This window comes from Parahaemophilus parainfluenzae, from assembly GCF_001055095.1.
Taxonomy (GTDB): Bacteria; Pseudomonadota; Gammaproteobacteria; order Enterobacterales; family Pasteurellaceae; genus Haemophilus_D; species Haemophilus_D parainfluenzae_Z.
Window position 1 is genome coordinate 15,984 of record NZ_JVHG01000011.1, and the last position, 14,078, is coordinate 30,061.

A 14,078-nucleotide genomic window follows, 5' to 3' on the forward strand; every position below is an offset into this window, starting at 1 on the left:
CTAAAATATCGTCAAAAGTTGCCCGCACTTTATCAAGATTTAAGGTGCGGTGCAAATGGTTTTCACTGGTTGGAGCGGATTATAAATATTCCTTTTTTAGTAATGATAACAAAAACAAAAATGCGGAACAAATCACGACAGAAGGCCCCGCAGCGGTATCATAAAAGGCGGAAAGGAATAACCCGCCAACGACGGAAAGCATACTGATTAAAATGGCAATAAATACCATTTGTTCAGGTGTCTTTGCAAAACGTCTTGCTGTTGCAGCTGGAATAATTAATAGTGATGTAATAATCAGGGCTCCAACAAACTTCATACTTAATGCGATTGTAAGTGCGGTCAAAATCATCAAGATAAATCGCATTTTTTTGATGTTAATGCCTTCCACTTGAGCCAGTTCAGGTGAGACAGTGGTGGAGAGTAAGGCTTGCCAGAAGTAAAGCAGTGTGCCTAATACAATGAGGACACCCGTGCCAATATAAGGTAAGTCGTTAAAATTAATGGCGAGCAAATCCCCAAAAAGATAACTCATTAAGTCTACGCGGACATTTTTTAGTAAGCCAACCGTAACCACACCAAGGGAAAGACAACTGTGTGCGATAATGCCTAAAAGGGTATCCACTGAAAATTGCGTGTTACTTTCGAGCCAAACCATTAATACGGCGAGAATAATCGTCAAAATTACAATGGCAACATAAGGGTTAATTTGTAAGAAAATCCCTAACGCCACACCAAGCAAGGCTGAGTGGGAAAGGGTATCACCAAAATAAGCCATTTTACGCCACACCACAAAAGCACCCAGTGGTGCGGTAATTAAGGAAAGCAGTAAGCCTGTAAGCAAGGCGGGAAATAAAATCTCAAACATGATTTTTCCTTATTGTTGGCATTCAGATGGATTGGCACTGCAACTACAAACATCACCGTGCATATTATGATGATTATGATGGTGCGTATAAAAGCCCACATTTTGTGAGATTTGGTTGCCCCAAAGGCGTATAAATGTTGGATCATTCGATAAACTTTCGGGTGTGCCGGCACAGCGAATATGTTGATTGATGCACAACACTTCTTTACTGTCCGCCATCACGATATGCAAATCATGGGAAACCATTAAAACCGCACAATTTAAGGCTTGTTGAGTACGGTGAATCAGCTGATAAAGTTCAGCTTGACCATTAATATCGACCCCTTGAGTTGGTTCATCTAGCACCAGTAAATTGGGTTTGTTCAAAATCGCACGAGCTAATAACACGCGTTGCATTTCCCCACCTGAGAGTTTTTGCATATTATTTTTTCTCAAATGAGTGATAGAGAGTTGCTCAAGTGCGGTTGATATTTCTTGCGTTTTAACACCTTTTTTGAGTGCCAGAAAACGCTCAACCGTCATTGGTAAGCTGTGATCGAGGTGAATTTTTTGTGGGACATAGCCAATTCTGACATTGGTGCTATAAATCACCTCACCGGATGTCGGCGGTTGTAATTTTAATAAGGTTTTCAAGAGGGTCGATTTCCCCCCACCATTTGGGCCTACAATGGTGATAATTGAATTAGGATAAATGCTGAAATTAATATCCCGTAATGCTGTCTTTTGTTCAAAGACCACATTGATATTTTTCAGCGTAATTAATGGTGTTGGTTGGGCTGGTTGAATGGCGTGAATCTGCATAATCCCCCCTTTAAAAATGGCTCACTAAAATAGCTCATTTCCTTGTTTTTCTCAAGAAATTCTGACTATGCCTAATATTTAGGCATAAGATTTGACATTTTTAGGGTAAAATGAATTTTTTTTAGAGTTTGTAGTCTGAAGAGCGAAAAGCTTTTTATTCATTTTAAAGGTATCTATTTTGCAACACGTTAAATTAGCTAGAGATCGACGGAAACGAAAATCCCGTATAAAAGCGGCGATTTTTTTTGCCGCACTTTTGCTTATTTTAACGGGTATTTTCCTCGCTTTTAAAGATACCGCTGATTATGATCCTTCTTTGCAAAGTAATCTTGAGCCAGAGATGGTGGATAACGTTCAATATCAATCCCTTACACCTGAAAAAACAGAATCAGATAAGCAACAAACTCAAGCAGGCGAACATCCTGAAACTAAGCAGAATGCGAATACGGAAGATGCGACTTCTTACGATGATGATCTTCAAGCCAAAGATGATGAAGTAGATGAAATTAAACCACAGTTTGATGAGCTAACTGATTTGCCAAAAGATGCACAAGATGCGCTCAGTGGCATTTTAGATGTAGCTGATCAGGCATTGCGTATTACCGATCAATTTAGTCATACCGTGGTGCGTGGCGACTCTTTAAAAGACGTGTTAGAGCTTTCTGGTTTAGAAGATGATACGGCGAAAAATTTAATTGCCGAATATCCTGAATTAAAAAACTTACGCGCCGGTCAGCAGTTCTATTGGATTTTAGATAAAGAAGATCAGCTGGAGTATTTAAACTGGTTGGTGTCTGAAAAAGAAGAACGTATTTATGAACGCACGGAAGACGGTAAGTTTAAACGCCAAATTCTAGAGAAGAAAAGTATCTGGAAGAAAGAAGTGCTAAAAGGCACGATTAACGGATCCTTTGCTTCAAGTTTACGTGATTTAGGTTTGGATGGTCGTCAAATCAGCCAATTAAGTTCTGCGTTACAGTGGCAGGTGAGTCTCCAAAAACTCAGTAAAGGGACTAAATTTGCGATTTTAGTGTCTCGCGAATATTTAGGCGATAAATTAACGGGGCAAGGTAACGTTGAAGCGATTCATATTATAGCCGATGGTAAGAGTTATTATGGTATTCAAGCGGCGAATGGTCGTTACTACGATAAGCAAGGTGAAACTCTTGGTAAAGGCTTTGCGCGTTATCCATTACAACGCCAAGCACGTATTTCGTCACCATTTAACCCAAATCGCCGCCATCCAGTAACGGGACGTGTTCGCCCACATAAAGGGGTAGACTTTGCTGTCGCACCAGGTACACCAGTTATTGCGCCAGCAGAAGGTGTGGTGGAAAAAGTGGCTTACCAAGCCGGTGGTGCAGGACGTTATGTTGTGATACGTCATGGTCGTGAATATCAAACGGTGTATATGCATTTAAGTCGTGCTTTAGTTCGAGCAGGGCAAGCTGTGAAGAAAGGGGAACGTATTGCATTAACAGGGAATACGGGTATTTCAACGGGGCCTCACTTGCACTACGAGTTTCATATCAATGAGCGAGCGGTGAACCCGCTTACGGTGAAATTACCAGGTACCAGCAGCGGTATGGCAACTGCAGAGCGTAAGCAATTCTTAGTCCGAGCGAAAGAAGTTGAAAGAACATTAAAATTATAGTGAATAAAATGCGGTCAAATTTGACCGCATTTTTTATAGGCCTAAAAAATTAGCTGAAAACTGACCGCACTTCATCTTTTCTCTTTTTCCTCAATATGCTATTCTCTTTGCATTTTAGAATTATTCTCATTTTTATGATTAAGAGACGTTATCTGATTTTTCTGTTGATCGTGCTTTCCTTTATTTCACTTTTTCTCGGGGTAAGTACCGTTAATTTGCAAGGGTTACTGAATTTTGAAGGTAATCAATGGCAGATCTTTTTAATTAGTCGCGTGCCTCGTTTAATTAGTATCTTAATTGCTGGCGCATCCCTAAGTATTTGTGGTTTAGTGATGCAGCAACTCAGTCGAAACCGATTTGTTTCTCCCACCACTGCGGGCACCATGGATAGTGCAAGATTAGGGATTTTAATGGCCATGCTGTTTTTCCCAACAGCTTCAATGTTGTTAAAAACCGCCATTGCGGTCATCGTGTCTTTCCTTGGCACATTATTATTTATGACGATTCTGTCCCGTTTGAAATTCAAGGACACGATTTTTGTGCCTTTAGTGGGGATTATGTTCGGTAATATCATCAGTTCAATTACCGCCTTTATCGCTTATAAAGAAGATCTATTGCAAAACTTATCCGGGTGGCTACAAGGGGACTTTTCTCTTGTGATGTCTGGTCGCTATGAATTGTTGTATTTCAGTATTCCTACACTCATTGTGGCTTATTTATTTGCGCATCGTTTTTCTATTGTCGGGATGGGGAAAGATTTTGCGGTTAATCTAGGTCTAAATTACAACCAGGTACTTTATCTCGGATTGCTCATTGTGGCAGTGGTCTCTTCGATTATTATCGTGTCTGTTGGCGTGATCCCTTTCTTGGGGTTAATTATTCCGAATATCGTCACGCTTTATTTAGGGGATAACTTGAAGAAAGTGTTATCTCATACCGCCTTGTTGGGTGCCGTATTTGTTTTATTCTGCGATATTTTAGGTCGAAGTGTGATTTATCCTTATGAGATTTCCATTAATGCCGTAGTTGGCGTATTTGGCAGTGGTATCTTCTTGTTTTTATTATTAAAACGGTATAGAAATGGCTAAGAAATCTTCTTCTCAACTGATTGTATTGTCGTTGTTAGCCATTGTTTCTCTTGCACTCTATTTAGGCTACAACTTACCAAACCGTTGGCAATATGCCTTGGAAAATCGTGCCTTATCCTTAATTGCGATTGTGATTACAGGCGCGGCAATTGCACTTGCTACAATGATTTTCCAAACGGTTGTGAATAACCGAATTCTCACGCCGAGTATTTTAGGTTTAGATTCGCTGTATTTACTGATTCAAACGGCGATTATTTTCCTTTTCGGTTCAAGCACATTGCTTTCTATGAATTCGATTGCATTGTTTGTCTTGTGTACGGGATTAATGATGGCGTTTTCATTAGTGCTTTATCACTTCCTGTTTAAGAAAGAAAACCAAAATATTTTCTTCTTGTTGCTTGTCGGGATTATTTTCGGCACCTTCTTTGGTAGCTTAACGACCTTTATGGAAGTGTTGATTGATCCAAATGAATTTCAGATCGCACAAGATATTGGCTTTGCAAGTTTCAACCGAATCAATACTAAAATCTTGTGGGTCGCATTAGCCATTTTAGTGACGACGATTGTTTTCAGTTTAAAATATTGGCATTGCTTTGATGTGTTGGCGTTAGGGCGAGAAAATGCCATTAACTTAGGTATCGATTATCAAAAGACCTTAAAAGTCCTGTTAATTCTCGTGGCAATTTTAACGTCAGTGTCGACCGCACTTGTTGGCCCACTTACGTTCCTTGGGTTATTAGTGATGAACGTGACCTTTGAATTTGTTCGTGATTATCGTCATAAGGTACTCATTCCTGCCGCAATGTTAATTTCCATCATTACCTTGGTTTTAGGGCAATTATTAGTGACCCATATTTTTACGTTCCGCACGACATTAAGCATCATCGTTAATTTTGTCGGCGGTGTGTACTTTATTTATTTGTTATTAAGAGCAAACAAAAAATGGCAATAGAAATTCGCAATATTACGAAAAGTTACGGAAGCAAAAAGGTGGTGGATAATGTGTCCGTTACCATTCCTACGGGGAAAATTACGTCTTTTATCGGGCCGAATGGCGCGGGGAAGAGTACGGTGCTGTCTATTATGAGCCGTTTGTTGAATGCTGATAGTGGCGAGATCTATCTCAACGGTGAATTGCTCAATCGTAAGAAAAGTAGCGATATTGCGAAACAACTTGCGATTTTAAAGCAAACTAACAACATTAATTTGCGTCTAACCATTGAAGATTTAGTCGCTTTTGGGCGTTTTCCTTATAGCAAAGGAAACTTAACCCAAACTGACCGCACTTTTATTGATAATGCCATTGCTTATATGAATTTAGATGATATTCGTCATCAATATATCGATAATTTAAGTGGTGGGCAGCGACAACGCGCTTATATTGCGATGACACTTGCACAAGATACGGATTATATTTTGTTGGATGAACCATTAAATAATCTGGATATGAAACATTCTGTGCAGATCATGCAAGTTTTGCGTAAATTAGCGACAGAACTCAACAAAACCGTGGTGATTGTGATTCATGATATTAATTTCGCCTCTTGTTACTCAGACTACATTGTTGCCATGAAAAATGGAAAATTAGTGCACCAAGGGGAAGTTAACCACATTATGCAATCGCCCGTGCTACAAGATATTTACGATATGGCGATACCTATTCAGGATATCGACAACCATAAAATTGCCGTTTATTTTAGATAAATAAGGAAATCTTCATGAAAAAAACATTATCAACTTTAGCACTTTCACTCTTTGCATTTGCCGGTATTGCACAAGCTGCAGATATTACCGTTGAAAATGCCGCTGGAAAGCAGGTTGTGCCACAAAATCCACAGCGTGTCATTGTGCTTGATTTCGGTGCAGCAGACACACTTCGTGCATTAGGTGTGCAAGATAAAATCGTGGGCTTCCCACAAAGTGGAAAAATTCCAAGCTATCTTTCAGAATTTGCAGACAAAAAATATAAGAATGTCGGTGATTTGAAAGAACAATCATTGGAGCAAATTAACGAACTCAATCCGGATTTGATCATCGCGTCTAAACGTCAAGAAAAAATGATCGACAAATTTAAAGAAATTGCACCAGTATTTAATGTTGAAAATGATTACAACAATTACTACCCGAGTTTTCAACAAAATGTGACCGCACTTGGTCAGATCTTTGGTAAAGAAAATGTTGCGAAAGAAAAACTTTCAGCATTAGAAAGTAAGGTTGACCAAGTCGCCAAAGATGCGAAAGGCAAAACAGCATTATTGGTATTGGTTAATGAAAGTAAAATCAGTGCCTTTGGTGACGGTTCTCGTTATGGTATGGTGTATCAAAAATTTGGTTTTAAACCGATTGATGACAGTATCAAATCGTCTACGCACGGCCAAAGTGTTGGTTTTGAATATATCTTAGAAAAAAATCCAGACTTTTTACTTGTCGTGGATCGTACTGCGGCGATTACAGAAAAAGCCAACAATGCACAAAAAGTGTTGGATAACGATATCATCAAACAAACCAAAGCGTATAAAGATGGACACATTGTGTATCTTGATGCAGCCAATTGGTATCTTGCGTTTGGTGGTTTAGAAAGTATGGAAATCATCGCACAAGAACTTGATCGTGCAGTGAAAAAATAATACAAAAATCATCTAAAAGGGCAGTCAAGGATTGCCCTTTTTATATGTAAATTAATCTTTACACATATCAATAAACTTCCTATCATATCGGCATCATTTAATAAAACAGAGCTTATTTTATGCTGACATTTAATCCACAAGATCCTTTTTCTTGCTTTGTCACTCAAAGCTTTTCCATGAAAAGTGCGGTCGAAAATGCACAACATTTTGCGATGTTTGATGTGCCGCTTTTAATTCAGGGTGAAACGGGCACGGGTAAAGACTTATTAGCCAAAGCTTGTCATTTTGTAAGCTTGCGCCGTGAGAAAAAATTCATTGCAGTAAACTGTGCAGGCCTGCCGGATGAAGATGCGGAAAGCGAAATGTTTGGACGTAAAGTGGGTGACAGTGAAACCATCGGTTTTTTTGAATATGCTAACGAAGGCACGGTGTTGCTGGATGGCATTGCTGAGCTTTCATTAAGTTTACAGGCAAAATTATTGCGTTTTTTAACGGATGGTTCTTTCCGTCGAGTGGGGGAAGAAAAAGAACATCATGCAAATGTTCGAGTGATTTGTACTTCACAAGAACCGATGGAAAAACTGTTAGAACAAGGGAAATTACGCAGTGATTTATTCCATCGCTTAAATGTTTTAGCGCTAAATGTGCCACCACTGCGTGAACGAGTAGAAGATATTCAGCCTTTAACGGACGGTTTTTTACAAGAAATTAGCACGCAGCTTAAGATTTCAATGCCGCAATATGATGCTGATTTTCTAAATTATTTGAAAGGTCAGCCTTGGCAAGGTAATGTGAGAGAGCTTTACAATGTCTTGTATCGCGCCTGTTCCTTAGCGAAGAATAACCAGCTTGATATTGAAAGTTTAAATTTAAAACCTGTACAAAGTGCGGTCATTTCTGCGGATGATTTTGGTGAGCAAACACTAGATGAGATCATGGGACAATATGAGGCGAGTGTACTCCGCGCTTTTTATGCCCAGTATCCAAGTACGCGAAAATTGGCGCAACGATTAGGCGTATCACACACGGCGATCGCCAATAAATTAAAACAATACGGTATTAGTAAATAATTTCTGACAGTTTAGGGAATTGTTTACAAAGTTTAAGCCATTCGACTTTATCAATTTGTACATTGAGGATAAATTCACCTTCATCCGAAATTTGTTCGTGACGAATGCTGTCTAATTGATAGAGTGCGTGGCGGATTTTGCCCTCTTGTGGGAGCAGTGTGAGGGTGAAAGAAAGTATCTCGTTTTTCAACCGCACTTTAATGGCTTCAAGTAGTAGATCTAATCCCTCACCTGAATGTGCTGAAAGGTAAACGGCAACGGGCTTATTCTCGTCATCATATTCAATATGAGGCGCCACATTTTCCAATAAATCAATTTTGTTATACACCAACAATGCAGGCACTTTATCAGCCTTAATTTCTTCCAACACTAAATTCACGGCTTCAATATTTTCGATCTTTCGAGCGTCTGCTGCATCAATGACGTGCAATAACAAACTGGCTTCTACCGTTTCTTGCAACGTAGATTTAAAAGCGGAAACTAAATCATGGGGAAGTTGGCGAACGAAACCAACGGTATCGGCGAGAATGGCCGTACCAACATCTTGAATTTGTAAACGTCTTAATGTGGGATCGAGGGTAGCAAAAAGCTGATCCGCCGCATAGACATTGGCTTGCGTGATGAAATTGAATAGTGTTGATTTCCCCGCATTGGTATAACCCACTAAAGAAATGGTCGGAATATCTGCTTTTTGTCGGGTTTGGCGATTTTGGTTGCGTTGTTTTTCGACTTTCGCCAAACGATTTTGCAACTGCGCAATTCGAACTTTGATTAAACGGCGATCTGTTTCTAACTGCGTTTCGCCAGGGCCACGCAATCCTACCGCTCCTTTTTGCTGATCTAAGCCGGTTTTTCGGCGAACTAATCGAGTGGATAAATGCTTAAGTTGAGCTAATTCAACTTGCAATTTCCCTTCGTGCGAGCGGGCTCGTTGGGCAAAGATATCTAAAATCACCCCAGTGCGATCCACTACGTGGCATTGGCAGATACTTTCTAAATTACGGGTTTGTGCAGGGGTTAATTGATGATTCACCAAAACAACATCGGCATCTAAGGCTTTCACTGCATCCGCAATTTCTTGTGCTTTTCCTTCACCGATAAAATATTTTGCTTGTGGCGTAGCTCGGCTTGTGGTGATGATTTGTAAAATCTCAACATTGGCAGATTCCGCTAAAAGTTGGAATTCTTGTAGATCTTCAATGTTTTTATTTTGAGAAAAGAAAACATGTACGACGACAGCTTTATCTTTTGTCGATTGGCTATTGTCGACTGTTTTAGATGACGAAAGTGCGGTTGAAATTTCAGGTGAATTTTCAACCGCACTTAAACTGATGAAATCGTTCATTGAACAGAATTATTCTGCTTGTGTTTCTACTTCTGCTACAGCATCAGAAGTTTGTGCTGCATGATGACCGCCATTATTATTGTGGTGAGAAACAGAACGTGCTGGAACCACAGTCGAAATTGCGTGTTTGTACACCATTTGATTAACCGTGTTTTTTAATAAAATCACGAATTGGTCGAATGATTCGATTTGACCCTGTAATTTAATCCCATTAACGAGATAAATCGAAACAGGAATACGTTCACGGCGTAACGCATTCAAATAAGGATCTTGTAATGATTGTCCTTTTGCCATTTTGCTATCCTTTGTTGTTATATGTTAATTAATGATAGAAACGAGTTGTCTCCATCACCAAATATAGCAATAAACATTTTTCTTGTCTATGGGTTTATCTCTTTGCTTTCACGCAGTTTTTTCAGAATTGTTTTCATTTTTTCATCTAGTTGTGCATTGAAACGTAATGTTTCGCCCGTTTTAGGATGTTCAAATCGAATGGAAAATGCATGTAAAAACAAACGATTGAGTCCGAGATCTTGCATATATTTATCGAATTCTTTATCACCGTATTTATCATCCAGCGCGATTGGGTGACCTGCATATTGAGTATGAACTCGGATCTGATGGGTTCTTCCCGTTACAGGCGACGCTTTTACTAAGGTCGCATTTTGATAGCGTTCTTCAATGGCAAATCGCGTTTCTGAAGGTTTACCTTGCTCACTGACTTTAACGATGCGTTCACCACTGGCCAGCTCATTTTTTAATAAAGGCGCTTGTACGACTTTTACATGAGATTGCCATTGTCCACGCACGAGTGCGAGATAATCTTTTTGTACCGTTTTAACACGAAGTTGTTCGTGTAAGTTGCGTAAGGCAGAGCGTTTCTTCGCTACTAACAAGATACCTGATGTATCTCTGTCTAAACGATGAACCAATTCCAAAAAACGGGCTTCAGGACGTAATGTACGCAAGGCTTCAATCACACCAAAATTCAAGCCGCTCCCGCCATGAACCGCAATGCCAGAAGGTTTGTTCAATACTAATAAACAATCATCTTCAAAAATAATATGGCTTTCAAGGGAAGCGACTTTATTCAAGTTTTTAGAAATCGGCGCGGTATTTTTTTCAGAAACACGAACTGGTGGCACACGCACCACATCACCATTTTGCAATTTATATTCAGGTTTGATTCGTCCTTTGTTCACACGAACTTCGCCTTTACGCAGAATGCGATAAATCAAACTTTTTGGCACACCTTTTAATTTTGCCAATAAATAATTATCAATGCGTTGTCCTGCTTCATCCTCAGAAGCGGTGAGCATTTTGACGGATTGATTGATGATTTTTTCTTGTTTTTCAGTCATTGAATCTGTCCTTTAAAAATTGGGCTGAATCATATCACAATATCCCTGGTGATAATAGCAAGAATGCCTTGCTAATTTAGCCCTGAATGTGGATAATAGAGCGTCTTTCTGCGCCTAAAATTTGGCATTTAGAAAGCGATTTTGTATGTTGGTCAAAACTCAATGCGGCGAATGGCATAAGACATTGATAATCAACATATTTTTCTTGAAGGTTAACGCTTCCTTGCAATGCGTAATTAACACACCGCATTGTTTTACGAAAATTGTCTTAGATAACAATTGAGTATGCTATCAATGCACCCAGCAACACACAGTCGTGAGATTGACTGTTCGCGAGAAACACGAGGTCGATGGCTAAGGTCAGTCAATCTGTAAAGTGCGGTTAATTTTCAAGGTATTTTAGATAATTCAAACGAGAAATTGACAATGAAAAGAATGTTAATCAATGCGACTCAAAAAGAAGAGTTGCGCGTTGCGTTGGTCGATGGCCAGCGTTTATTCGACTTGGATATTGAAAGTCCGGGTCATGAACAGAAAAAAGCCAATATTTACAAAGGAAAAATCACTCGCGTAGAGCCGAGTTTAGAAGCTGCCTTTGTGGATTATGGTGCAGAGCGCCATGGCTTCCTTCCTTTAAAAGAAATTGCCCGCGAGTATTTCCCTGCTGATTATGTGTTCCAAGGTCGTCCAAATATCCGTGATATTTTGACTGAAGGCCAAGAAGTGATCGTTCAGGTGAACAAAGAAGAACGCGGCAATAAAGGCGCAGCCTTAACCACTTTTGTTTCCCTTGCCGGTAGTTATTTGGTGATTATGCCAAACAATCCGCGTGCAGGTGGTATCTCTCGCCGTATTGAAGGCGATGAACGTATCGAATTAAAAGAAGCATTGAGTTCTTTAGATGTACCAGAAGGCGTTGGCCTTATCGTGCGTACAGCGGGTGTGGGTAAATCACCAGAAGAATTACAATGGGACTTGAAAGTACTATTACATCATTGGGAAGCGATTAAACAAGCTTCACAAAGCCGTCCGGCGCCGTTCTTAATTCACCAAGAAAGTGATGTGATCGTTCGTGCGATCCGTGATTACTTGCGTCGTGATATCGGTGAGATCTTAATTGATAGCCCGAAAGTATTTGAAAAAGCGAAAGCGCACATCAAACTTGTACGTCCAGATTTCATCAATCGTGTGAAATTGTATCAAGGTGAAGTGCCGTTATTTAGTCACTATCAAATTGAGTCACAAATTGAATCCGCCTTCCAACGTGAAGTGCGTTTACCTTCTGGTGGTTCGATTGTCATTGATGTGACAGAAGCGTTAACGGCGATCGATATCAACTCGGCGCGTTCAACGCGTGGTGGTGACATTGAAGAAACCGCATTAAATACGAATCTTGAAGCCGCAGATGAAATTGCTCGTCAATTACGTTTACGTGACTTAGGTGGGTTAGTGGTCATCGATTTCATTGATATGACACCAGTTCGTCACCAACGTGAAGTAGAAAACCGTATCCGTGATGCCGTGCGTCAAGACCGTGCGCGTATTCAAATTAGCCGTATTTCTCGCTTCGGCTTGTTGGAAATGTCACGTCAGCGTTTAAGTCCATCATTAGGTGAGTCTTCTCACCATGTTTGCCCACGCTGTCAAGGTACAGGTAAAGTGCGTGATAACGAAAGCTTATCACTTTCAATCTTACGTTTAATCGAAGAAGAAGCGTTAAAAGAAAATACCAAACAAGTACACACTATCGTGCCTGTACAAATTGCGTCTTACTTACTTAACGAAAAACGTAAAGCAGTAAGCAGCATCGAAAAACGCCATGATGTAGAGATTATTGTAGTACCAAATGAAGCGATGGAAACCCCGCACTTCAGTGTGTTCCGCGTACGTGAAGGTGAAGAACTTAATGAATTAAGCTACAACTTAGCAAAATTCCATGAAACACAAGAAGATGCTTTCGTACCTGAAGAGTCTCTTGTTTCTCGCAATATCGAAACTGCAGCAGTGACCTCTGAGCAAGTAATGGAAAGTGCAGCAGTATCTCTATCGATTCCAACGGCTGCACCAGCACCAGTTGAGCGTAAATCAGAAGAACCGTCATTGTTTGCAAAAATTGTTGCCGCAATTAAAGGTTTATTTTCTTCTGAACCAAAAGAAGAAGAGAAAAACCAAAACAACCGCAACAATCGTAACAACAACCGTAATAATCGTCGTAATCAAGATCGTCGTAATAATCGTCGTTCTCGCAATAACGAAAATAACGATAATGCGAAAAATACAGATGAAGAAAATGCGCGTCCAACTCGCGAGCGTGTGAATAATCGTCGCAATCGCCGTAACGCGAATGAAGAAGTGACATCTGAAAGTGCGGTTAATTTCGCTAATGTTTCTGATGATAATCGTCAAGAAGAAAAAGCAGAAAAACCAGTAGCAGAGCGTCGTCAACGTCGTGATTTACGTAAACGTGTTCGTATTGATGACAATGTAAATAACGTAAATGAGAATGCTATTGAAGCGGTTGAAGTACCAGTTGTTGAGACTGTTCAAAATGAAGTAGTTGAAAACAATGTTGCTGATAATGCTGAAGATAAACCACGTCAAGAACGTCAGCGTCGTACTCCACGTCATTTACGTACATCGAATAATCAACGCCGTCGTCGTAATGAAGTGAAGTCACCAATGCCATTATTTGCGGCAGTTGCTTCGCCTGAATTAGCAAGCGGTAAAGTATGCATCGATTATTCTGCTGTGAATGCACCGAAAGAAAATAATTTCTTATCGGTGGATGAATTGCTTGAGCAAGAAAAAACGAAAAAAGGTGTGATTACGCCAGCAACAGGTATTGTCGTGGAAGAGAAATCAGTTGAAGCACAACCAGCGTTAGATTTCATTACTCAACCGGCAAATGAAGCTGTTCAACAGAAAGTGCAAGAATCATTAGAACGCTTGCATCATAAATCAGAACCTGTTGCTAAAGTTGCAACGACAGAAGTTGAACCACAAGAGAAAACAGAGTTTGTTCGCTCTTATGTGTTCACTGGTCGTGCAGGTACCATTTCAGCGGTACAACACACTAAAGCAGCGATGACATTAGCTAAAGCACCAGATGAAGAGTCTAAACCATTCCCAATTGTAGAATGGACGGAGTCTCGCTATTACTTTAACGGTAAAGGCGCCGCAGGCCATCATAGTGCAATTAGTCATATTTATTCTGAAGCGACACAAGCGAAATCAGAGTAATATCTTAATCATAAAGACGGAGCCAGT

At 40.0% G+C, this 14,078-nt stretch carries 12 protein-coding genes; 7 read left to right on the forward strand and 5 right to left on the reverse strand.

The genetic code is table 11. The features are described 5' to 3' along the window. Positions 1-79: 79 nt before the first annotated feature. Both znuB and znuC read right to left on the reverse strand, forming a co-directional pair. The gene (gene znuB, locus ADA56_RS03040) at positions 80-865 is read right to left on the reverse strand and encodes a zinc ABC transporter permease subunit ZnuB (RefSeq protein WP_005699689.1); all 786 of its coding nucleotides are present in this window, start codon (positions 863-865) and stop codon (positions 80-82) included. Between the two features lie 9 nt (positions 866-874). After that, a complete protein-coding gene (znuC, locus tag ADA56_RS03045) occupies positions 875-1,666 on the reverse strand; it encodes a zinc ABC transporter ATP-binding protein ZnuC (protein ID WP_049369153.1) in 792 nt (263 codons plus the stop codon). Positions 1,667-1,844: 178 nt separating this feature from the next. Here znuC and mepM point away from each other — a divergent pair, with 178 nt between their 5' ends. From mepM to ADA56_RS03075, 6 genes are all read left to right on the forward strand, one after another. Then, on the forward strand, positions 1,845-3,320 hold the full coding sequence (mepM, locus tag ADA56_RS03050) for a murein DD-endopeptidase MepM (protein ID WP_049369154.1): 1,476 nt from the start codon (positions 1,845-1,847) through the stop codon (positions 3,318-3,320). Positions 3,321-3,454: 134 nt separating this feature from the next. Beyond that, the gene (locus ADA56_RS03055) at positions 3,455-4,408 is read left to right on the forward strand and encodes an ABC transporter permease (RefSeq protein ID WP_049369155.1); all 954 of its coding nucleotides are present in this window, start codon (positions 3,455-3,457) and stop codon (positions 4,406-4,408) included. Continuing rightward, the gene (locus tag ADA56_RS03060; RefSeq protein ID WP_049369156.1) at positions 4,401-5,360 is read left to right on the forward strand and encodes an iron chelate uptake ABC transporter family permease subunit; all 960 of its coding nucleotides are present in this window, start codon (positions 4,401-4,403) and stop codon (positions 5,358-5,360) included. Before ADA56_RS03055 ends, ADA56_RS03060 begins: the two co-directional genes overlap by 8 nt. Then, on the forward strand, positions 5,351-6,112 hold the full coding sequence (locus ADA56_RS03065) for an ABC transporter ATP-binding protein (protein ID WP_049369157.1): 762 nt from the start codon (positions 5,351-5,353) through the stop codon (positions 6,110-6,112). The genes ADA56_RS03060 and ADA56_RS03065 overlap by 10 nt, the downstream gene beginning before the upstream one ends. A gap of 14 nt (positions 6,113-6,126) precedes the next feature. Next, complete coding sequence (locus ADA56_RS03070) at positions 6,127-7,035, forward strand: siderophore ABC transporter substrate-binding protein (RefSeq protein ID WP_049369158.1); 909 nt, start codon at positions 6,127-6,129, stop codon at positions 7,033-7,035. A 119-nt stretch (positions 7,036-7,154) separates the two neighbouring features. Further along, complete coding sequence (locus ADA56_RS03075; protein WP_049369159.1) at positions 7,155-8,105, forward strand: sigma 54-interacting transcriptional regulator; 951 nt, start codon at positions 7,155-7,157, stop codon at positions 8,103-8,105. Here ADA56_RS03075 and hflX read toward each other — a convergent pair. The 3 genes from hflX to rluC form a co-directional block, all read right to left on the reverse strand. After that, entirely contained in the window at positions 8,095-9,450 is a 1,356-nt protein-coding gene (gene hflX / locus ADA56_RS03080) for a ribosome rescue GTPase HflX (protein WP_049369164.1), read from the reverse strand. The two genes, ADA56_RS03075 and hflX, sit on opposite strands and share 11 nt — an antisense overlap. A 9-nt stretch (positions 9,451-9,459) precedes the next feature. Next, entirely contained in the window at positions 9,460-9,744 is a 285-nt protein-coding gene (gene hfq / locus ADA56_RS03085) for an RNA chaperone Hfq (RefSeq protein ID WP_005697164.1), read from the reverse strand. A gap of 86 nt (positions 9,745-9,830) precedes the next feature. After that, positions 9,831-10,811, reverse strand: a complete 981-nt coding sequence (gene rluC / locus ADA56_RS03090; RefSeq protein WP_049369166.1) for a 23S rRNA pseudouridine(955/2504/2580) synthase RluC — start codon at positions 10,809-10,811, stop codon at positions 9,831-9,833. A 426-nt stretch (positions 10,812-11,237) separates the two neighbouring features. Here rluC and rne point away from each other — a divergent pair, with 426 nt between their 5' ends. Next, complete coding sequence (rne, locus tag ADA56_RS03095; RefSeq protein WP_049369168.1) at positions 11,238-14,051, forward strand: ribonuclease E; 2,814 nt, start codon at positions 11,238-11,240, stop codon at positions 14,049-14,051. Positions 14,052-14,078: the final 27 nt, after the last annotated feature.